The 19,453-nt window shown below is 68.7% G+C and carries 17 protein-coding genes; 8 read left to right on the top strand and 9 right to left on the bottom strand.

Features of this window, described 5'->3' with window-relative positions:
* Nucleotides 1-2: 2 nt before the first annotated feature.
* Together HUA76_RS02915 and HUA76_RS02910 are read right to left on the bottom strand one after the other, a co-directional pair.
* Nucleotides 3-953 (bottom strand): hypothetical protein, encoded by a 951-nt coding sequence (locus HUA76_RS02915; RefSeq protein ID WP_371817328.1) that lies wholly within the window; start codon nucleotides 951-953, stop codon nucleotides 3-5.
* Between the two features lie 157 nt (nucleotides 954-1,110).
* Nucleotides 1,111-2,844 carry a CpaF family protein gene (locus HUA76_RS02910; protein WP_174459940.1) on the bottom strand — a complete coding sequence of 578 codons (1,734 nt, stop codon included), beginning with the start codon at nucleotides 2,842-2,844 and terminating at the stop codon, nucleotides 1,111-1,113.
* 168 nt (nucleotides 2,845-3,012) lie between these two features.
* Here HUA76_RS02910 and ung point away from each other — a divergent pair, with 168 nt between their 5' ends.
* From ung to HUA76_RS02885, 5 genes are all read left to right on the top strand, one after another.
* Nucleotides 3,013-3,690 carry a uracil-DNA glycosylase gene (ung, locus tag HUA76_RS02905; RefSeq protein WP_174459939.1) on the top strand — a complete coding sequence of 226 codons (678 nt, stop codon included), beginning with the start codon at nucleotides 3,013-3,015 and terminating at the stop codon, nucleotides 3,688-3,690.
* A 74-nt stretch (nucleotides 3,691-3,764) separates the two neighbouring features.
* Nucleotides 3,765-4,568, top strand: a complete 804-nt coding sequence (locus tag HUA76_RS02900; protein WP_141648105.1) for an acyl-CoA thioesterase II — start codon at nucleotides 3,765-3,767, stop codon at nucleotides 4,566-4,568.
* A gap of 51 nt (nucleotides 4,569-4,619) precedes the next feature.
* Nucleotides 4,620-5,114, top strand: coding sequence for a DUF3592 domain-containing protein (locus HUA76_RS02895; RefSeq protein WP_174459938.1), 495 nt, complete (start codon nucleotides 4,620-4,622; stop codon nucleotides 5,112-5,114).
* Nucleotides 5,115-5,203: 89 nt separating this feature from the next.
* Nucleotides 5,204-6,145, top strand: coding sequence for a hypothetical protein (locus tag HUA76_RS02890; protein ID WP_174459937.1), 942 nt, complete (start codon nucleotides 5,204-5,206; stop codon nucleotides 6,143-6,145).
* On the top strand, nucleotides 6,145-7,326 hold the full coding sequence (locus HUA76_RS02885) for a tetratricopeptide repeat protein (RefSeq protein WP_174457402.1): 1,182 nt from the start codon (nucleotides 6,145-6,147) through the stop codon (nucleotides 7,324-7,326). Before HUA76_RS02890 ends, HUA76_RS02885 begins: the two co-directional genes overlap by 1 nt.
* Nucleotides 7,327-7,402: 76 nt before the next feature.
* Here HUA76_RS02885 and HUA76_RS02880 read toward each other — a convergent pair whose 3' ends face one another.
* Both HUA76_RS02880 and HUA76_RS02875 read right to left on the bottom strand, forming a co-directional pair.
* Nucleotides 7,403-7,771, bottom strand: coding sequence for a response regulator (locus HUA76_RS02880; RefSeq protein ID WP_174459936.1), 369 nt, complete (start codon nucleotides 7,769-7,771; stop codon nucleotides 7,403-7,405).
* Nucleotides 7,772-7,845: 74 nt separating this feature from the next.
* Nucleotides 7,846-9,204 carry a M24 family peptidase gene (locus HUA76_RS02875; RefSeq protein ID WP_174459935.1) on the bottom strand — a complete coding sequence of 453 codons (1,359 nt, stop codon included), beginning with the start codon at nucleotides 9,202-9,204 and terminating at the stop codon, nucleotides 7,846-7,848.
* A 170-nt stretch (nucleotides 9,205-9,374) separates the two neighbouring features.
* On the opposite strand from HUA76_RS02875, the gene HUA76_RS02870 reads away from it, so the two are divergent.
* On the top strand, nucleotides 9,375-10,136 hold the full coding sequence (locus HUA76_RS02870; protein ID WP_174459934.1) for a M48 family metallopeptidase: 762 nt from the start codon (nucleotides 9,375-9,377) through the stop codon (nucleotides 10,134-10,136).
* Nucleotides 10,137-10,369: 233 nt separating this feature from the next.
* Nucleotides 10,370-13,153 carry a DNA gyrase subunit A gene (gene gyrA, locus HUA76_RS02865; protein WP_174457398.1) on the top strand — a complete coding sequence of 928 codons (2,784 nt, stop codon included), beginning with the start codon at nucleotides 10,370-10,372 and terminating at the stop codon, nucleotides 13,151-13,153.
* Nucleotides 13,154-13,231: 78 nt separating this feature from the next.
* Here the strand turns inward: gyrA and HUA76_RS02860 are convergent, their stop codons facing one another.
* Together HUA76_RS02860 and HUA76_RS02855 are read right to left on the bottom strand one after the other, a co-directional pair.
* Nucleotides 13,232-13,819, bottom strand: a complete 588-nt coding sequence (locus HUA76_RS02860) for a hypothetical protein (RefSeq protein WP_174459933.1) — start codon at nucleotides 13,817-13,819, stop codon at nucleotides 13,232-13,234.
* A gap of 136 nt (nucleotides 13,820-13,955) precedes the next feature.
* Nucleotides 13,956-14,231, bottom strand: a complete 276-nt coding sequence (locus HUA76_RS02855) for a PfkB family carbohydrate kinase (RefSeq protein ID WP_174459932.1) — start codon at nucleotides 14,229-14,231, stop codon at nucleotides 13,956-13,958.
* 93 nt (nucleotides 14,232-14,324) lie between these two features.
* On the opposite strand from HUA76_RS02855, the gene HUA76_RS02850 reads away from it, so the two are divergent.
* The gene (locus HUA76_RS02850) at nucleotides 14,325-15,518 is read left to right on the top strand and encodes a hypothetical protein (protein ID WP_174459931.1); all 1,194 of its coding nucleotides are present in this window, start codon (nucleotides 14,325-14,327) and stop codon (nucleotides 15,516-15,518) included.
* A 25-nt stretch (nucleotides 15,519-15,543) separates the two neighbouring features.
* Here HUA76_RS02850 and HUA76_RS02845 read toward each other — a convergent pair whose 3' ends face one another.
* From HUA76_RS02845 to HUA76_RS02835, 3 genes are read right to left on the bottom strand one after another with little or no spacing between them, the layout of a single operon-like run.
* Entirely contained in the window at nucleotides 15,544-18,015 is a 2,472-nt protein-coding gene (locus HUA76_RS02845) for a hypothetical protein (protein ID WP_174459930.1), read from the bottom strand.
* A 23-nt stretch (nucleotides 18,016-18,038) separates the two neighbouring features.
* Nucleotides 18,039-18,686 (bottom strand): peptidoglycan-binding protein, encoded by a 648-nt coding sequence (locus HUA76_RS02840; RefSeq protein WP_174459929.1) that lies wholly within the window; start codon nucleotides 18,684-18,686, stop codon nucleotides 18,039-18,041.
* A 32-nt stretch (nucleotides 18,687-18,718) separates the two neighbouring features.
* Nucleotides 18,719-19,288: a carboxypeptidase-like regulatory domain-containing protein gene (locus tag HUA76_RS02835; RefSeq protein WP_174459928.1), complete on the bottom strand. Its 570-nt coding sequence runs from the start codon at nucleotides 19,286-19,288 to the stop codon at nucleotides 18,719-18,721.
* Nucleotides 19,289-19,453 lie beyond the last annotated feature (165 nt).

Genomic DNA, 19,453 nt, shown 5'->3' with positions numbered 1-19,453 from the left:
AGTCACGGCCACGTCCCGGACAGTCCGACCATGGCGCCACCGGAGCTCACGGCGGCGGAGGGGAGGACCTGCGGGGGCGGGTCATCGGGCCACAGGAACATCACCGCGCCAGCGACGATGCCCGCGGCGCCCACGCCAAGGGCCACGCGGCTCACCGTCTGCGCCTGCTTTCCTTCCGACACCAGCGCCTTCGAGTCGCGCACGGGCGCGTCGACCGTCCCCTTCTCCAGGGTGTCATACCGGTCCCGGGCCTTCAGGTAGAACACCGTCCCCACTCCCGCCAGCACCACACCTCCGGCCGCGGGCAGCCACGCCCAGCGGCGCGCGGAGGACGTCGTGGCGACGGCGACGGACGGTGTTTCCATCGGCGGTGGCGTGACGCGCTCCACGGGCGGCGGCGCGTCCTTCACGGAAGGCCGGGCCACCCGCGTGGGAGGTGGCACGTCGTCAATGGGCGGCGCGGGGGGCAGTCCCCGCAGCGCGCGCTGCGTGTTGAGCACCACCACGTCCAGGGCCTGGGTGAGGGCGTCCAGGAGCTTGTCCTCCGGCACGTCGAGGACGAAGTGCTCGGAGATGAGCATGCCGTCCTTCGCCGCATAGGCGCGCGCGCCGGCGCGGTAGCCGCCAGCCCGTGGGCCCAGCTCCGCCACCAGGACGACCTCCGCCTTGCTGGCCGTGCCGAGCCACTGGAGACACGGGGCCTCCGTGCGCTTGCAGCGCAGCAGCGTGCGGCGCCGCGTGGCGGGCAGCTTCCGGGTGACGTTCTCGATGCGGATGACGCGCAGCCCGCGCGACTCGAGCTGCTCCGCCACGTGCTCCTGCGCGAACTCGACGATGTGGGCCGGGGCTCCCGTCGCATCCGGTGGGGCGATCAACACACTCAGGGGCCCCTGCGGGAGCGCCGTGGGCGCCTGGGCGACCACGGAGAGAACGGCGACGAGGGAGATCAACACACGATCACTTTCCCCCCGACACGACCTCCTCGCAAGGCCGGGAATCAGGGGCTGCTCACCTCGGGTGGCATCGCGCACGCTCTCGGTGCGTGCGGTGGGAGCTGACCCCACCGCCCAGGTAGGGCGGTGGGAGCACCCGAGGACTGTCAGTCAAACTTCAGCGGCGGGGGCGCTCGGGGGGCGCGGGGCGGATCTGCGTCTTCTCGGAGGTTTCCTTCGGCCCCGAAGGGGCGCTGGTGTCCTCGTCTTCTTCATCGTCGGCGGGGCGGGAGGGGATGGACGGCGGGGGTCTGCGCGCGGCGAGCGCGGGACGGGCGCCGCCGGGGGGCGGAGGCCTGGGTGGGGGCGTGCCGGGGCGGCGCGGCGGCGGGGGGCGGCCCGCGTCGGTGAGCAGCTCCTCGTCCACTTCCACCTTGGCCTCGGAGGCGAAGGGGTTCCGGGTCGGGGGCGGCGTCCGGTCGTCATCGCCCTCGTCGGGAGGCGGCGGTGGACGCGGCGCGGCCACGGGCCTGGCGGCGGCGTGGCCCGCGGGCGGGGTGGCGGTGGCGGGCCGGGCCGCGGGAGGCGGCGTTGCCGGCTTGGCGACGGACGCGGGGAGGCTCGCGGGCACCTGCACCTGGACGGGGGGCGCGGCCTTGGCGTCGCGGGCATCCTGCCGGAGCTTCTCCTCGAAGTCGGACCACTCCTTCTTGAAGTGGTCGGGGTCCGGACGTCCCTCCTCGCGGTGCTTCAGCGAAGGGGCCCAGCGCACGGTGTACGCCTCGCCGGCGTGGAAGACGGGCGGAGGGGGGATGCCGTACGTCGCCGGGTCGAAGAAGGACTCGTCCAGGTCAGCGAAGCCGTACGCCTTCGCCTTGGCGACGAAGTTGGGGATGATGCCCGTGGGCGCGTGGTAGCCGAGGATGTGGTCGTCCTCGTCCTTGGTGACGGGCGTGAAGACGAAGATGTCCTGGGTGCGGTAGTCGCCCTTCTCGGTGAGCGGCAGCACCTCCGACAGGGCGCTCGTCTTGCGACTGCCGTCGTGGAAGCGCTCGCAGCAGATGATGAAGTTGATGGCGCTGGCCACCTGGGCGCGGACGGCGACCATGGGCAGCTCGATGCCGGACATGAGGCACAGGGACTCCACGCGGCGCAGCGTGTCCGTGGGCGTGTTGGCGTGCGTGGTGGCCAGCGAGCCGCCGTGGCCCGTGTTCATCGCCTGCATGAGGTGAAAGGCCTCGCCGCCGCGCACCTCGCCGACCACGATTCGGTCCGGCCGCAGACGCAGGGCCGAGTGCAACAGGTCTCCCATGTCCACGCCGCCCTTGCCGAACTTGTCCGGCGGACGGCTCTCGAAGGCGACGACGTGTGTCTGGTTGAGCTGGAGCTCCGCCGAGTCCTCGATGGTGAGGATGCGCTCCTCGTCGGGGATGAGGGAGGAGACGATGTTGAGCAGCGTCGTCTTGCCGGAGCCCGTGCCGCCGGCCACCAGCATGTTGAGCTTGGTGGCGATGCCCGCCTCGATGAGCCGTGCCATCTGCGGCGTCAGCGAGCCGAACTTCAACAAGGAATTGATGGTGAGCTTTTCCTTGAAGAACTTGCGGATGGAGATGGTGGTGCCCTTGCGGGCAATCGGCGGAATCACCACGTGGATGCGGCTTCCATCCGGAAGGCGCGCGTCCAGGCGGGGCCTTTCCTCGGTGAGCATGCGGCCGACGAACTGGGCCATGTTGCGCGCGGCACCGATGAGGCCTTCCTCGGTGAAGGTGGCGTCCGTGCGCGACAGGCGGCCCTTCTTCTCGATCCACACGTCGGTCGGGCCGTTGATCATGATCTCCGACACCGCCTCGTCGTCCAGGTAGGGCAGGACGGGCTTGAGGAAGGCGCGGAGTGACTCGGTGTACATCGTCATGGCGCCCCCCAGGCTAGCGCGGCCGGTGCCTTCCGCCCAAGAACCCGCCGTGCCCGCCCGCCTGCCTCCTGTGACGCTGTCGGCTCTCCGACGGCGTCACGAAAGGGATGGGCCCTGTGGGAAGGGGGTGTTTCAATGCCCCGCCGTGTTGGTCGGGGAGGCACTCACATGTTGCAGGACAAGCTGCCGAAGGACTGGAAGCAGGCGCTCAAGGCCGCGCTCGATTCACCTTCGTTCCAGGAACTGGAGCGCTTCGTCGCGCAGGAGCGCCAGGAGGCCACCGTCTTCCCCTCGGAGGAGGACCTGTTCTCCGCCTTCCGGCTGACGCCCTATGCCGACGTGCGCGTGCTGCTCCTGGGCCAGGACCCGTACCACGGGCCAGGGCAGGCGCATGGGCTGGCGTTCTCGGTGAAGCCCGGGGTGCCCTCGCCGCCCTCGCTGGTGAACATCTTCAAGGAGCTGGAGGCGGACGTGAAGGTGCCGCGTCCCAAGGACGGCTCGTTGATTGCCTGGGCGGAGCAGGGCGTGCTGCTGCTCAACGCGGTGCTGACGGTGCGCCAGGCGGAGCCCAACAGCCACGCGGGCCATGGCTGGGAGGCCTTCACGGACGCGGTCATCCGCGCGGTGAGCGAGAAGACGGAGCCCGTGGTCTTCCTGCTGTGGGGCAAGTACGCGCAGAAGAAGAAGAAGCTCATCGATGCCACGCGCCATGTCGTCATCGAGGGCACGCACCCGTCTCCGCTGTCGGCCAGCAGCGGCTTCTTCGGCAGCCGGCCTTTCAGTGCGGTGAACCAGGCCCTGGAGTCCAAGGGCCGGCCGCCCATCGACTGGCGCCTGACGCGGTGACACGCGCACGCCCGGTCGCCCGGCGCTGACAGTCCGTTCTCGGCGGGCGGTGGCTTGATACGGTGCGTCGCGACATGACCGCCGCCTTCCTCGCCGCCTCCACGCCCGAGCCCGTCGGGCCGAACCGCTACCTCGTCCGCTTCACCTCGCCCTGGTACCAGGGGCGGGGCGCGTATGGAGGCCTGGTCGCGGGCACCGCGCTGCGCGCGCTGGAGCACACGGTGGGTGACGCGGCGCGGCCGGTGCGCTCCTTCACCATGCACTTCTGCGCTCCCGCCGTGGAGGGCGAGGCACGGGTGACGACGCGCATCGAACGGGCGGGGAAGCTGGTCACCCACGCCACGGTGCGCGTGGAGAACGACTCCGGCGTGGTGGCCATGGGCAGCGCGACCTTTGGCGCGGCGCGCGGAGGCGCCATCGAGTACCTGGAGATGTCGCCCCCGAAAGTCCCGCCTCCGCACGAGGTGCCGATGACTCCGGACGACGTGCCCATGCCGGACTTCTGCCGCTTCTTCGAGTTTCGCTTCTGCATCGGCTCGGCGCCGTACGCGGGGGCCGCCGTCGCGGAGACGGGCGGCTGGCTGCGCCCGAGGGAGCCGACGGTGCTGGATGCGCCCCTGTGCGTGGGGCTGATGGATGCGTACCCGCCCTCGGTGCTCTCTCGCGTGGACGGCTTCCGCCCCGCCGCCACCGTGGACTTCACGATGCACTTCTTCCAGACGCTGCCTCAGGCGGGCCTGAAGCCGGACGCCCAGTTCCTGCGCACCGGTCGCTCCCTCCAGGCGAGTGGAGGCTACTCGGAGGACTTCCAGCAGCTGTGGACCGAGGACGGCCAGCTCCTGGCGCAGTGCCGGCAGCTCTTCGTGGTGATGGGCTGAGAGACGGGCCGCAAGCCGTGCCGCCCGGGGGCTTCTGGTAGTGTCCGCGCGGTGCGCGTGCTCTGGGTCGTCATCTGCGTCATCTGTGCGCTGCTCGCGGCGGTCGGCGGAGTCTTCGTGGTCGCCGGTCTCAAGGACGTCCTGAGGGCCCTGCGCTCCCGCCGCTGGCCCACCGTGCCCGGCACCGTCCTGGCCGCCGAGGAAGTGGAACACCGCCTCCCGGTTCCCGGCCAACCCGAGCCCCGCATCCATTACGAAGCCCGCGTCCAGTACGAGTACTCCGTGGGCCGCGTGCTGGTGGGCACCGCCACCCTGCGCGTGGACCCCACCGCGCGCACCAACCCCCAGGACGCCCAGGCCACCCTGCGTCGCTACCCGCCTGGACAGTCGGTCCGGGTCGCCTACAACCCACGGGACCCGACGGACGCGGTGCTGGAGCCCGGCGCCCATGCGCCCAGCTTCGTCCGGCTCATCGTGGGGCTCGGGCTCGTGGGGGTGGGGGCCAGTATTCCGCTCATTGCCCGCTGGTTCATGGCGCGCCTGTAGGAAAAACTCCGTCCAGGACGCAACTGATCCACACAGCCCACGAGAATCCCTCACATTCTCTTTCGGTCGTCCCCGTTCCGAGGTCTTTCATGAGTGATCGCTCCATCCGCCGCGGTCAGCAGCCCCAGTCTCGGTCCACGCAGACCGCCCAGAACACGCCGGTGGTGAAGAACACGACCACGGAGAAGGTGGTCAAGGACACGAACACCGGCGTCCAGACGACCTTCCAGGACGGCCGCCTCCAGAGCCACTTCGAGCGTGAGAAGAGCACCACGCAGAACTGGAACACCAGCTACAGCACGGAGTCCCAGCACGAGTCCTCCGGGCGCGTGACGGGGCCCCTGGCGGGCCTGCTGGGTCAGATTCCGAAGGTCGGCATCGACGGCCAGTTCACCAAGGGCGCGGCGGTCAAGAAGTTCGAGGGCGGCTTCGGCGACGCGAACAGCGTGGCCCAGGGCTACGGCAAGATGAGCGTCCTCGAGGCGGAGCTGAAGGGCTCCGGCGAGGTCGGCATCGAGGGTGGCAAGCTGTTCGCCCGGGGTGACCTGGACGCGAAGGCCACGCTGGTGGACGCCGAAGGCACCCTGCGCGCGGGCGTCGGTCCGATTCAGGCGGAGCTCCAGGGCAAGGCCTGGGTGGGCGCCAAGGCGGGTCTCCACGGTGAAGTGACGCTGGACCCCATCAACGGCAAGTACGCGGCTCGTGTCGGCGGTGACGCCTTCATCGGCGCCCGCGCCGGTGTGACGGCCAACGTGAAGCTGGGCGACTACGGCGGCGTCACCGGTCGTGCGGAGGCGTGGGCGGGTGTCGGTGTGTCGGCCCGTGCCGAGGCGAGCTGGGACAACGGCCGCTTCAAGGCGCGCGTGGACTTCGGCGCGGCGCTGGGCATCGGCTTCAAGCTGGGCTTCGACGTCGACATCAACTTCGGCAAGATTGCCGACGCGGTGAAGAGCGTCGTCGAGAAGCCGGTCGAAGTGGTCAAGAATGTGGTGAAGTCCGTCGGCAACTTCTTCAAGGGGCTGTTTGGCTGATGGCGGAGACCGCCAGGTACGACGCACTTCTCGCAGCCGGGGAGCTGGACCAGGCACGCCGTGAGGCCGAGGCCGCGCTCAAGCGCGATGCTTCGGACCTGGCGGCCCGGGTCGCGCTCGCCCGGCTCGCGGCATTTGATGGCAACGAGGCCCAGGCGGAGTCGTGGCTTCTGGGCCTGAGCGCGGAAGAGCCGGGCGTGCAGCTCGTCCGCGCCGCGCTCCTCACCCGACGCGGCGATGCGGCCGGCGCGCTGGCGCTCTATCGGAAGGTCGCGAAGGCGCAGCCCCAGCGTGCCGAGGCGTGGTTCGGCCAGGGCTACCTGCTGGCGGAAGCGGGCGACAACGCGGCGGCGCAGTCGGCGCTGGAGCGCGCGGTGAAGCTGGCTCCGGACGCGGGCATCCACCACTTCCACCTGGGGCGCGTGCTCTTCGCGCAGGAGAAGCTGAAGGACGGCTTCCACCACCTCCAGGAGTCCTTGCGCCTCAACCCGAGGCACGGGCCCAGCTACCTGGTGCTCGCGGTGGCGCTCCAGGCAGGTGGCGAGTTGGAAGCCGCCGAGGAGCTGCTCACCACGGGCCTGAAGGTCCTCCCGGACGACCCGTATCTGCTCAACGGGCTGTGCAACGTGCTGCTGGCGCGAGGCAACCTGCCCGGCGCGGTGAAGGCGGCGGAGACGCTGGCGCGCGTGGAGCCGGACAGCCCGGCGGCGCAGGGGAACCTGGCGCGGCTGCGGCTGGCGCAGGGCCGGCTGCCGGAAGCGCTGGAGCTGTGCCGGAAGCTGGCGTCGCGAGGCCAGGCCACCGCGCAGAGCCGCATGGTGGAGGGCATGGCGCTGGAGGCCACGGAGCCGGTGGACATCCCCGCCGCGCTGTCCGCGTGGCGCGAGGCCGTGAAGCTGTCCCCGGACGACTGGGCCCCCGCCAACAACCTGGGCAATCTGCTGATGCGCATCCCGGAGGATGAACTCCCCGGTGCCGGACAGCAGGCGCTGGAGGTGCTGGAAGAGGCGCATCGCCGCGCGCCGGAGCGTCCGGAGCCCCGGCTCAACCTGGCGGTGGTGCACGCGCGCCTGGGGCAGAAGGACCAGGCGAAGGCGCTCGCGCGCGAGCTGCTGGCGCTGCCCCGCCTCGCTCCTGAGTGGCGCGAGCAGGCCGAGCGACTCATCCAGGCGTTGGCCTGACCCGAGCGCGTGAAACAGTGCCCGAGGCGATATCGAGCCTCGGGCGCTTCTGACTGTCTCGTCGTGTCGCGATGTTTCAGGCCGCGACGTTGGCGAGCTGTTTCATGAGCAGTCGAATCAGCTCCACCGGATGGATGGGTTTGGGCAGCAGCTCCGCGCCGTAGCGGATGGCGACGGGGATGAGGTCGTCGAGCTGCTCGTGTCCGGTGAGGAAGATGAAGGGCGCGCGGCACTCCTTCAGCTCCCGCATGGCGATGAGCACATCCGCGCCATTCATCTCCGGCATGTTGTAGTCGCAGAGGATGGCGGAGATGTTCTCCAGGTCCTGCTGGAAGGCCGCCTCCGGAGACTGCACCGTCACCACGCGGTAGCCCGCGCTCTGGACGATGTCCGATACCAGCGAGAGCACGAACAAATCATCGTCGATTACCAGCACGGTCTGCATCGCGCTCTCCCGGCAAGCCCGGCTCATCCTATGAGCCGGGCCAGCCTGGAGGGTAGGGCGCGCGACGCAACTCGTCAGCGCGGCCTGGGAGCCGCAGGTCCCGATTGCCCCGGTGCGGGCGCGGAGGGAATGAGCACGAGGTCTTCCTGGGGAGGAATCAGGTACTCGGCGCCCGTCTCGGTGACGACGGCCATCTCCTCCACGGAGACGATGCGCTGCGCGTCCGGAGCGCCGTCCTGCCAGGCGAAGAAGCCGTCGAAGGCGAACACCTGTCCGGGGCGGACGATGCGCAGGGACTGTCCCTTCGCGGGCCTGGGCTTCGCGCCGCCGGAGAGGGCGGGGCCCACGTCGTGTGCCCAGTAGCCCACGGGATGACCGGTGCCCCACATGACGGGCTCGGAGCCCGCTTCGCGCATCCAGTCACGCTGGGCCTTGTCCACATCCCACCCGGTGGCGCCGGGCTTGAGGGCCGCCAGGGCGATACGGCTGCCCTTCTTGCCCTTCTCCCACTTCTCCAGCGCGTCCTTCGGCGGCTGCGTCTCACCCGGGGCCAGTACGTAGGCGAAGCGCTGGATGTCCGTCACCCACATGCCGCCCACGCGGATGCCGAAGTCCGTCTGGATGAAGTCACCCGGCTGGATGACGCGCTCGGTGGCGTGTGAGTGGCCTCGCGTGGGCCCGCTGTTGACGTTGGGGTTCTGGTCCGGCGCCCACGCGTCCCCCACGCCCAGCTCCGCCATGCGCTTCTTGAGGAAGCGCGCCACGTCCACGTCGCGCGTCTTGCCCGGCACCACGCTCTGGTACGCCTCCACCTCGAGCTGTGAGGTGAGCGCGGCGGCCTTGCGCAGGATGTCCACCTCCTCGGGCAGCTTCACGGAGAGCCACTCGGAGACGACGTCCTCGGCGGACACCAGCTTCTTGCGCTGAGCGGGGGACAGCGCCTTCTCCAGCGCGGTGCGCTGCGAGGAGGACAGCCCGTCCGCCACCGTCACCGCCGTGGAGGCGTTGATGGCGATGCGCGCGGGCTTCGCGGCGGCGAGCCTCGCGGCCACCTGCGCGTAGAGGTCCACGCCGCGCTCCAGCGGAACGACTTCGTCCAGCGGCCCCACTTCGCGCAGCGCCGTGGCCTCGCCCGCCGGTGACAGCGCCACCGCGCGCACCGCGTCGCCCTGCCGAAGGAACAGGAAGGCCGCGGTGCCCCCCGCGTTCTCCCCGCCGACGTGGATGGCCAGCGGGTCATTGTCGTTCTCCCGGCAGAACACCACCCAGGCATCCACGTTGGCGCGGGCCATGGCCTGGGGCAGCAGCTTCTGGATGCGCTCCTTGCGGATGCGCGGCCAGGGGTCGCCAGTGACGACGGAGTCCCCGGCCGCGCCCGCCAGGGGAGCGGAGAGGAGCAGGGCGGAGAGGAGGGCGTGCCGGGCGCGCTTCATGCGTCGGAAATCCTTTCGGGGGAAGGCGCGGCCATCATCCCCGACCTCGTCCGCGCCGAGGACCGCCCCCATGTGAAGTCCTATCGAGCCCTCGTGAAGAAGCTCTCTGTCAGTCCAGACAAACCGGTGCGCGCAAGCGTCTGCGCCGTGGCTCGTTTAAGGTGATGACCATGGCCAAGAGCTCCTCCCGCAAGTCCGCCACGAAGGTGAAGGTGAAGAAGCCCGCCGCCCGTGCCGCTGCTCCCAGGGAGGGCAGGGCGAAGGCGAAGCCCGCCGCCGCTCGCACCCCGGCGCCCGTCGAGGCTCCTCCCATCGTCCTCGAAGCCGAGCCCGTCTTCACCGACGAGCCCGGAATCAACGCGCCCAAGGCGCTGCCCTCGGGCGAGGAGGGCAACGGCCGCGTGCTGCCCTTCGAAATCGACCCCAAGCGCATGGAAGAAGGGCTGCGCAAGCTCCAGGGCGAGGTCGTCCACTGGGCCAACAAGGGCCGCTACACCCGCGTGCGCTTCAAGTTCAGGGGCAAGCAGCTGCTCCCCGACCTTCCGCTGGCGGCCGTCGTCGCCGCGGAGGGCCTCACCTTCTACTGGGGCGGCATCCTGCGCGTGCTCATCGCCAACGTGGTGGGCCACAGTGTCTTCCAGGTGGAACTCGTGAATGACGCGGAGAAGCGCGTCCAGGCGGGCAAGGAGGCGCTGCTGTCGGGTGACGTGGACCAGGCGCTGACACTGTTCCGCGAGGCGGTGTCCATGGACCGGGATTCCGCCGCCGCGCACCTCAACGTGGGCGTGGCCCTCAAGCTGAAGGGAGACCGCGAGGGGGCGCTCGCCGCCTTCGAGAAGGCCCGGGCGAAGGACCCGGAGGGCCCACTGGGAACCGAGGCCGAGCGCCTGGCAGCCCCCCTGCGCCCCGCGGGGACCCAGCGCCCCTCCTGAGGCCTCCGAAGGGCCTGAATTTCTCGCGAGAAAGCGGGCTGAAACGAGGGGGTTCGAGCGTTCAGTAGGGGGCGCTTTTTCGCGCCCCTTCGACCTGTTATCGAACCACTTCGACCTCCGGGCGCTCACCCCTTCGTTTCCCCTGTTGACGTAGGGAAATCCAGGGGTTACGAACGCTCCCACACTGGATGGCGGCCCCTCGCGGGGTCCCTCCGCGACCACTCCCAGAGCCCATGGCCGACGACACTACCGACAAGCCGGCACCGCCCTCCCCGCCTCCGCCTCCCGACGGCGCCGGAGAGCTCATTCCCGTCAACATCGAAGACGAGATGCGCCGCTCGTATCTCGACTACTCGATGTCCGTCATCATCGGTCGCGCGCTGCCCGACGTCCGCGACGGCCTCAAGCCCGTGCATCGCCGGGTGTTGTTCGCGATGAACGACCTGTCGAACTACCACAACCGCCCGTACAAGAAGAGCGCGCGCGTGGTCGGTGACGTCATCGGTAAGTATCACCCGCACGGCGACTCATCCGTCTACGACGCCATGGTGCGCCTGGCGCAGCCGTGGAGCCTTCGCTACCTGCTGGTGGACGGCCAGGGCAACTTCGGCTCGGTGGACGGCGATATGCCGGCCGCCATGCGCTACACCGAAGCGCGCATGGACCGCCTGGCCGAGGAGCTGCTGGCGGACATCGACAAGGAGACCGTCGAGTTCGGCGCCAACTACGACGACTCCCTCCAGGAGCCGCTCGTATTGCCAGCGCGCTTCCCCAACCTGCTCGTCAATGGCAGCAGCGGCATCGCGGTGGGCATGACCACCAACATCCCGCCGCACAACATGACGGAGGTCATCAGCGGGACGCTGCACCTCATCGACCACCCGACGTGCACCGTCCGGGACCTGATGGAGTTCATCACCGGCCCGGACTTCCCCACCGGCGCGTTCATCACCGGCCGCGAGGGCATCCACCGCGCCTACGAGACGGGCCGCGGGCAGATTACCGTGCGCGCCCGGTCGGAAATCGAGACGTCGAAGAAGGGTGACCGCGAGGCCATCATCTTCACGGAGATTCCGTACCAGGTGAACAAGGCGCGGCTCATCGAGAAGATCGCCGAGCTGGTGCGCGAGAAGAAGCTGGAGGGCATCAGCGACATCCGTGACGAGAGCGACCGTCAGGGCATGCGCATCGTCATCGAGCTGAAGCGCGATGCGATTTCGCAGGTGGTGCTCAACAACCTGTATGCCTCCACGGCGCTGGAGACGACGTTCGGCGCGGTGATGCTGGCCATCGACGGCGGCCAGCCGCGCACGCTGAACCTGAAGGAGATGCTGGACCGCTTCGTGGCGCACCGCCGCGACGTGGTGACGCGCCGCAGCCGCTACGAGCTGCGCAAGGCGATGGCGCGCATGCACATCGTCGAGGGCCTGCTGGTGGCCCAGGACCTCATCGACCTCGTCGTGAGCCTCATCCGCGCGTCCAGGGACCCGGATGAAGCGCGCTGGGGCCTGATGAACATCCTGTCGCCCACCCTCTACGAGCACGAGCGCTTCGCCAACCTCCAGCGCATCGACTACGCGAAGGCGAAGGCGCAGATGGAGATGCTCGTCTCGCGCGCGCGCAACGAGGAGCCCGCCTACCAGGGCCTGGCGCACAAGTACGAGGGCGCGGGCTTCAGCCAGGAGCAGGCGCAGAACATCCTCGAGATGCGCCTGCAGCGCCTCACCGGCCTGCAGCGCGAGGAGCTGTTCCGCGAGCTGATTGCCCTGGTGCGCGACGTGGCGCGCCTGCAGGACATCCTCGCCAACGAGCTCTCCCTGCTCACCGTCATCAAGACGGAGCTGATGGAGATTCGCGAGCGCTACGGCGACAAGCGCCGCACCGAAATCATCGGCGCGGTGGATGACATGACCAGCGAGGACCTCATCGCCGAGGAGACGATGGTCGTCACGCTGTCGCATACGGGCTACGTGAAGCGCTCGCCGCTGTCGGAGTACCGGGCGCAGAAGCGCGGTGGACGCGGCAAGACGGGCGCGGCGACGAAGGAAGACGACTTCGTCAGCAAGCTGTTCGTGGCCAGCACCCACGCGTACCTGATGCCGATTACGACCAAGGGCAAGCTGTACTCGCTCAAGGTGCACCAGATTCCGCAGGCCAGCCGCACGTCTCGCGGCAAGGCGATGGTGAACCTGGTGCAGTTCGGCGAGGGCGAGCGGCTGGCGCAGGTGTTGGTGACGCGCGACTTCCCGGAGAACCGGTACGTCTTCTTCGTGACGAAGAAGGGCGTGGTGAAGCGCACGGACCTGAGCGCGTTCGACAACGTCCGCTCCAGCGGCATCATCGCGCTGGGCATCGACGAGGGGGACGAGCTGGTGGCGGTGATGATTACCGACGGCACCAAGGACATCCTGTTGTCGACGGCGTCGGGCATGAGCATCCGCTTTCCGGAGACGGAGGTCCGCTCCATGGGCCGCCAGGCCTTCGGCGTGAAGGGAATCACGCTCGATGAGACCGACGAGGTGGTGGGCGCCGACGTGGTGGAGAACGACTCCGCCATCCTCACCGTGACGGAGAACGGCTACGGCAAGCGGACGGAAGAGTCCGAGTACCGGCAGCAGGGCCGTGGCGGCAAGGGCATCATCGACATCAAGGCCACCGAGCGGAACGGCAAGGTGGTGGGCCTCCTCCAGGTAAAGGAGTCCGACGAGGTGATGCTCGTCACCAACGGCGGCATGCTCATCCGCATGAAGGTGCGGGAAATCTCGGTCATCGGCCGCAACACGCAGGGCGTGCGGCTGATTGCGCTGGAGAACGACCAGGAGAAGGTGATGGCCCTCTCCAAGCTGCCCGAGGGCGAGGAGTCCGAGGAGGAGACGACGCCTCCGGCCGAGGTCGCTGGCGCCACGGACGTGGCCGCCGAGCCGTCCGCGTCCGAGCCCGCCGCGTCCGAGCCGGAGGAGCCCACCGAGGCGCCCGTGGCCGACGAGGGCGGTGGCTCCGAGGAGCCGCAGGCCTGACGTTGGCTTGAGCCGAGACGTTTCAGCCCCTCTCTCCCGCGCTGGGAGGGAGGGGCTTTTTCATGCGGGATGCCGTGGCTAGAGCAGGCCGGTGAGGGAGAGGGTCGCCAGGCCACTCAGTCGAGACAGTCCCTCAGGGCTGTCGCAGGCGGCGAGGTCCGTGGAGAGGTAGGTCGTGGTCCTCGTGACGGTGGCACCCTCGAACTTGCCCGACTCCACCGTTCCCACGTTCGTCAGGACGGCGAGGTTGCCATTGATTTGCGACGACACGCGCGTCTGAATCAGCGTCGAGGTCTCCCCCGTGTTCCAGGTGATGACGGAGGTCGAGGAGCCGATGCTCAACAGGTCCGTGCAGGAGAAGCCGGGCCTGAAGCTGCGGATGGTGTTGGTGCCGGAGGTCACCGCTCCTCCCAGCAAGGAGATGCAGTTGGAATAGACAGTCGTGGAGACGACGGTGACGTCCTGCTCCACGTTCTTGAGGGGCGGCGAATAGTTGATGGCCGCCGAGCCGACAAGGCATTCGACGAGCGTCAGCAATGGCTGCTCCGAGTGGACCAGCTCTCCCTGGGGAGAGGGAGGCTGTTCGCGTCCATCCTCACCGCAGGCCGCGAGCACGGCGACAACCAGCATCGAGATGGCAACGGCACTTCGTGGACCGTGGTGCATGTCTGACTCCTGGTGGTTTGTTGGCGGCGCACTATCTGCCGTGTCGACGTGCGAATCCCAGACATTCATGAGCAGGATTTGAATCCGAGCAGGTGGAGCGCAGCCACGAATGACGCGAGCAGAATGTTCCAGGCAGTCAGCGCAGCGCCGCGGGCAATCGCGTCACATCCAACCTGGGCACGCCGACCTGGGTCACCGCCTGCGCGACGAACCAGTTGGCCAGCTCCGCGCAGCGCGCGAGCGACTCCCCTCGCAGCAATCCCAGGGTGAAGCCCGCGAGGAAGCAGTCTCCCGCGCCCGTCGGGTCCACCTCCTCCACGGGCCAGGACGGCACCTGGAGCGTGTCTCGCGCGGTCAGCACCGTGCATCCCTTCGCGCCTCGCGTCACCACCAGACACGTCTTCGCGCGCATCGCCGTTCTTGTGAGGGTTGCCGTACGATGGGCGGGAAAGGCCGCCGCTGAATGAAGTGCGGCGCCCGACGTCCGGAGCCCTGAGGAGCGCCCATGTCCGATGACAGCTGGAGGGGTGGCACGCGCTGGTGGGAGCCTCTGCGGGTCATCCTGGGCTGCGTCCTGCTGAGCACGGGGGCCTGGGGGCAGTCCACAGATGCGGTGCGGACGGAGGCCGGAGGGCTGGGCCCATCCGGCGCTCCTGATGCCGGGCAGACCGTTTCGGGCGGCCTGGGCCCATCAGCGCCTGCCGACGCGGGGCGGGCTGCTTCGGCCGCACCAGGCCCCGCCGAGACTCCCGACGCCGGGCTGTCGGATGCAAGGCGCGTGGAGGTGAAGCTGCATGGCGTGTCCGTCACTGTGACGGCGTCATCGGTGCTGGTGGAAGGGAGGGAGCCTGGTCGCTATGGGCCGGCCAACCTGCTGGATGAGGACCCCGGCACCCTCTGGGCGGAAGGGGCGAAGGGCAGCGGCGCCGGGGAGTGGGTGGAGCTGAGCTTCCCACCGGACACGCCGGTGCATTCGTTCCTGGTGACGCCGGGCAACCCGAAGTCCGCGAAGCTCTACAAGGCCAACGCGCGTCCGAGGAAGGCGCGGCTGGAGCTGAAGCTCGCCGAGGGGCGCAAGCTGGACTATGTGCTGGACTTCCCCCGCGACTTCCCGGCGGGCGGGGCCATCTATGTGGATTACGCGCGCCAGTTCGCCGTGAAGTCCGCGCGGCTGACGGTGCTGACGGTATGGCCTGGGAGCAGGTACCGCGACCTGTGCCTGGGTGGCTTCGTCCCGGTGTTCCGAGGTCCCCCAGATCGCTCCAGACCCACCTTTCTGGGCACAGGCAGCGAGCTGGCGCCCACACTTGCGATGTTCATGCGCAGCCCGAGCTTGGTCTACGGCCTCCTACCCCCCGAGATAAGCGGTGTACCGGCTCGGCTGCGCGCCTACTCGCGGGTGCCCCACAACGGGCCACTGCCCCCGCCCGAGGAGGAGTTCAACATGCATCACGTTACGGGCGGGTGGAGCCGCTTTAGCGAAGACCTTGCCGGGAATGCCGCCGCAGCGGGTTCGCAAAGCGAGCTGTTCCGTCTCGTCCCGGCACCCGGCGGAAAGGGCTATGTGTTCGACCCCAGCGCTCCTCCGGAGAGACCGGACTCGTACTCCAACTTCCGGGTCCACTGGGCACGTGTCGAGGACGGGTGGTACGTCGTGGGGGTGGATGTGCTGTACCGGGAGCAGACCGCCGATGATTGAGTCTCTAGCGGTCCGGGGGGCATGGCTACTTGGGTGCGCCGGCCGAGGGGGGAGGGGGCTTGCCCTTCTTCCCTGCTGACTTGGAGGGAGCCTGCTTCTTGGGCTTGGGGGATGGAGGTGGCGGGAGGGGCGCATCCTCGGGGAAGAGCGCATTCCAGCCCCGGCCACCCAGCTTCGACACGAAGGCTTCCATGTTGGCCCGGGTTGTCTCGGCCAGCATGTAGTCGAACCTGAAGCCGCACGCGCCGAAGTCACAGGGCTCAAGCCCATCCTTCAGGTACTCCGCGTGCCTTTTTTCGATTCGATCGGCGTGTAGCGATTTCACCCACGCGTCCTTGGTCTCCGTGAGCTTCGTCCGCAGGTTCTCCAGGCCTGTCTCGATGGCCTTCTTGGAGGTCTTCTCCAGTGACTTCTCGAAAGCCCTGGCCTCCTTCGGCTCTGGGGGCGGGCCCTCGACGGCTTTCTGGACGTTCTCCTCGGGGAGCAGCCCGGCGAGCACCTTTTCTCGCGTGTAGCTCTTCAAGAGCGCGAAGTTCGCGGGGGTCTCGTACTTCTTGTTCAGGAAGACCTTCAAGAAGGTTGCTCGCACCTCGTTGTCGAAGTCCTTATAGGAACGGCTCTCATCCAGGAGCTTCTCGACCGCCGCCACGAACAGTGGGTCGGGTGCGGGCGGTGGAACGACGGCCTTCGGGTCGGGCTCGGTGGGTGATGCGGCGGCCCCGGGCTCCGGCGGTGTCTCGGGGAGGGGAGGGGGAGGGGGAGGCGGCGGTGGGGTGAAGGCCCTCGTGATGGCGCGCTTGGCGTCCTCGGCGAAGGCGAAGACACTGGGACACTTGCCAATGAACTCCGTCATCTTCGGGCCGATGGCCTTCTCGACGTCCTGCACCGTGAGCTTCTCGCAACAGCTCGCCTTGCGAGACGGGCAGTGCGCACGCTTGGACAGCATGGCCATCCGCATGAAGTCGCGGAAGTCATCGGGCGAGCGGAAGACCTGACACCCCTCGGAGAAGTCGTTCACCTCGCGTCCCCGTCTCCAGGAGCCGTTCTCTCCGTCGACCGAGCGGTGGATGTTGGTGGCGCCGGCGGTGCCGAAGACGACAAGCACATTGCGCTCTGTCAGTCGCAGGGTCCTGGGCGGAGGAGGGGGAGCCGGCTCGGCGGGAAGTCCCGGAGCGCTGGTGGGAACCGGAGGCGTGGGGACCGCGGTTGACGCAGGGGGCATGGCGGGAGGAGGAGGCGGGGCCTGGAAGACGAGCTGGAGGCCCACCTTCATGGGCGCCTTGTCATCCTCCACCACCTCCAGGTGGGACAACTGGTTGTCTTCCGCCTCGAAGTTCTGCGTCTCCGCGCCGCTGGCGTCCTCGAGCCGGATGAGCCTCTCGCTGGCGTCAATCTTTCGCTTCACCTTCAGCGCTTCGGAGCCATTGACCCACGCGTCGAGCATCTCCCGAGCCTGCTGCTTCCGGTGCTCGGCAATCCGGGGCTTGTAGTACTCGCGGTTCCGCGCTTCGAGCGCCGCCTCCACCGCCCGCGCGAAGGCCACTTTCTGCCGGGCCTTCTTCCGCGGCAGCGTCTCGCCGAGCTTCGCCTCGAGCTCCGCGCGAACCTTCTTTTGCTCCTCCTCGTCGTCTTCGGCGAACTTCGCGCGGAAGTCCTCATCCCGGCCGCTGTCGTGCGCGGCCTGCGCGGCGTTCAGGAAGTCGGAGACGGGAAAGCGCCGCCGGGCGGGGATGGAGGGCGCGGCGAACTGGAGCGCGGCGTAGGAGGTGGGCGGGTTGCTCGCGCCCTTGTGGAGACCCACCCGGTAATACCCGTTGTAGATACCGGGAGCGATGGCCCCCACGTCGTTCGGGAGCAGGGTGTAGTTGTCGAAGTCGGGGAGCGCGTTGCCCTTGTCGTCCTTCAGGGCAGGCTTGTCCTCGTCGTAGCCAGGCTCGGTGGTGATGGGCAGGACAGCCACCCGCCAGTGCTTGCACTGCGGACACGAGACATCCACGCCGGGATGGGGCCAGTGCTTCGGGACCGGCCACTCCGTCTCCGCGAGCACGGCATCCACATACGCCTGCGCGTCCGTCAGGTTCTCCGCGCGGAGTCCCTCGGCCTCGAGGACGGTCTTCTCTCCTTCCTTCAACAGGGCCGGGTCGTAGAGCACGACGAGCAGGTCGTCGAACTGGTTGGACAGGGAGCGCTCCCGGCGCAGGCCCACGAGCTGGAGCGTGAGCGGATTTGTCCGCTGCAACTCCAGTTCCTCGTCATCCTGCAGGTGGAACCGTTGGTTGCCCGGGTCGAGCTCCTTCTGGTTCCGCAGGCTCTCGCTCGCGAACTGCTTCAGCAGGCCCACCGCGCAGTCCGAGCACTTCGTCTCACTCAGCGTCGCATGATGCGCCTGTTTCTCCGGCGCCGTCGCCGCAGCCACCTTCTTGGGCTTGTCCTGCTTCGGCGCGGCCTGCGGGGGCGCGTCCTTCGCGGTCTTCTTCTTCGCGGCCTTGGCTGCCATCGGTATCTCTCACGTAAACGGGTTCAGCTCCCGTGCAGTTCCTCAAGCCTCCGCAGGGTTTCCACGTCCAGGTGGCCGGTGACTTCCAGGCCGCGGCGGTGCTGGAAGGCGCGAATGGCGCTGCGAAGCTCCAGCGTCATCTTCCCCGTGGGCTCCAGCGCATAGCCCAGGTTGATGAGCCGGGACTCCGCGCCGGAGACACCGTGGTCAGGAGTGTCCCTCATGGGACGCAGGGTGCCCAGCGCGACCTCCCAGGACAGGCCCTCGCACTCCAGCTCCACCTGGCTGACGGTGAAGGGGACCTTCGCCTCGAGGAAGCCCTCGTCATCCGTACTGCCTTCGATGACCTCCTGCTCGAAGGTGAGCAGGTAGGGCATTCCGGAGCGCGGTGCCCCCTCCGCGTCCTTCAGGGCGAGCCGCAGGTGCCGCTCCCCTACCTTGAGGGTGAAGCGGTGGGCCCTTCCGGTGGAGACGTTGGGCTTGTTCTTCGGGGGGCTCGCGTCCGGGATGACGATGGTGTCCCCCGGGTAGAGCACGTTGGGGTTGGGGCGCTTCTCGCGCAGCTCCGCGTTGTCCGGGTGTTCGTAGAGGCGCTTGAAGTCCGCGAAGCCATGGCGCCGCGCGATGAGCAGGAGGCACTCGCCCTGCGTGACGACGTGGGTGGTGGGCATCTCCCCCTCCTCAAGTCTTGTCGACTGGTAGTTCATCTCCAACTGCTTCCGTCCAGGTCGGGGAAGGAGACCTGGCTCTCCCCCGGATTCACGCCGTCCACGCGTGCGTAGCCGTTCTTGTTGAGGGTGCCCTCTCGAGTGGTGCCGTCCGGCAGCGTCACCATGTAGCGCGCGTTGGGGACGGGCTTGCCCCCTTCGTCCGTCAACTCGATGACCAGCCATGTCGGCTCCTCGATGGACGCCTCCGCGGGCTTCTGGATGAACGTATCCGGCGAGGGCGGGGGCACGAGCACGGGGCGCTCCACCTCCAGCGCCACCAGCTCGCCGCGGGTGAAGGCGTCGGCGAGCCGCTGCTTGAGGCGCCGCTCGTACTGGCCGCGCTCCAGTCGGGACTGCCCCAGTGGCGGGCCGCCGCCGAGCGCCTCGTCCATGGCATGCAGCGTGCGCGCCGTGGGCGTCGTCAGCCAGTGGTCGAGAGCGGACGTGACGAAGACGTCCGGCACCCGGTTCCGTTGCGCCTCGCGGCTGGCGGATAGGACGACGACCCAGTCCGATCCTCGGGCCGGCAACGTCCACCGGCGTTCCCCACTTGGTTGCGACATGACAGCGCCCCCCCATCCGCCGGAGTGTACTTGCTGGGACTGACCTGAGGCATTCCCGACAGGCTGGCCGCATGGACCACGCCCAGCGTCGCCAGTGACAGCGACAAGACCCTCTTGGCATGCAGGTCGTCTCCGAAGAGTCCGTCGAGGAAGGCATGCACCTTC

This window comes from Myxococcus sp. CA056, assembly GCF_013336715.1.
Classification (GTDB): Bacteria; Myxococcota; Myxococcia; order Myxococcales; family Myxococcaceae; genus Myxococcus; species Myxococcus llanfairpwllgwyngyllgogerychwyrndrobwllllantysiliogogogochensis.
Note: the sequence above shows the minus strand (reverse complement) of the source record. Positions and strands in the feature narration are given on the sequence as shown.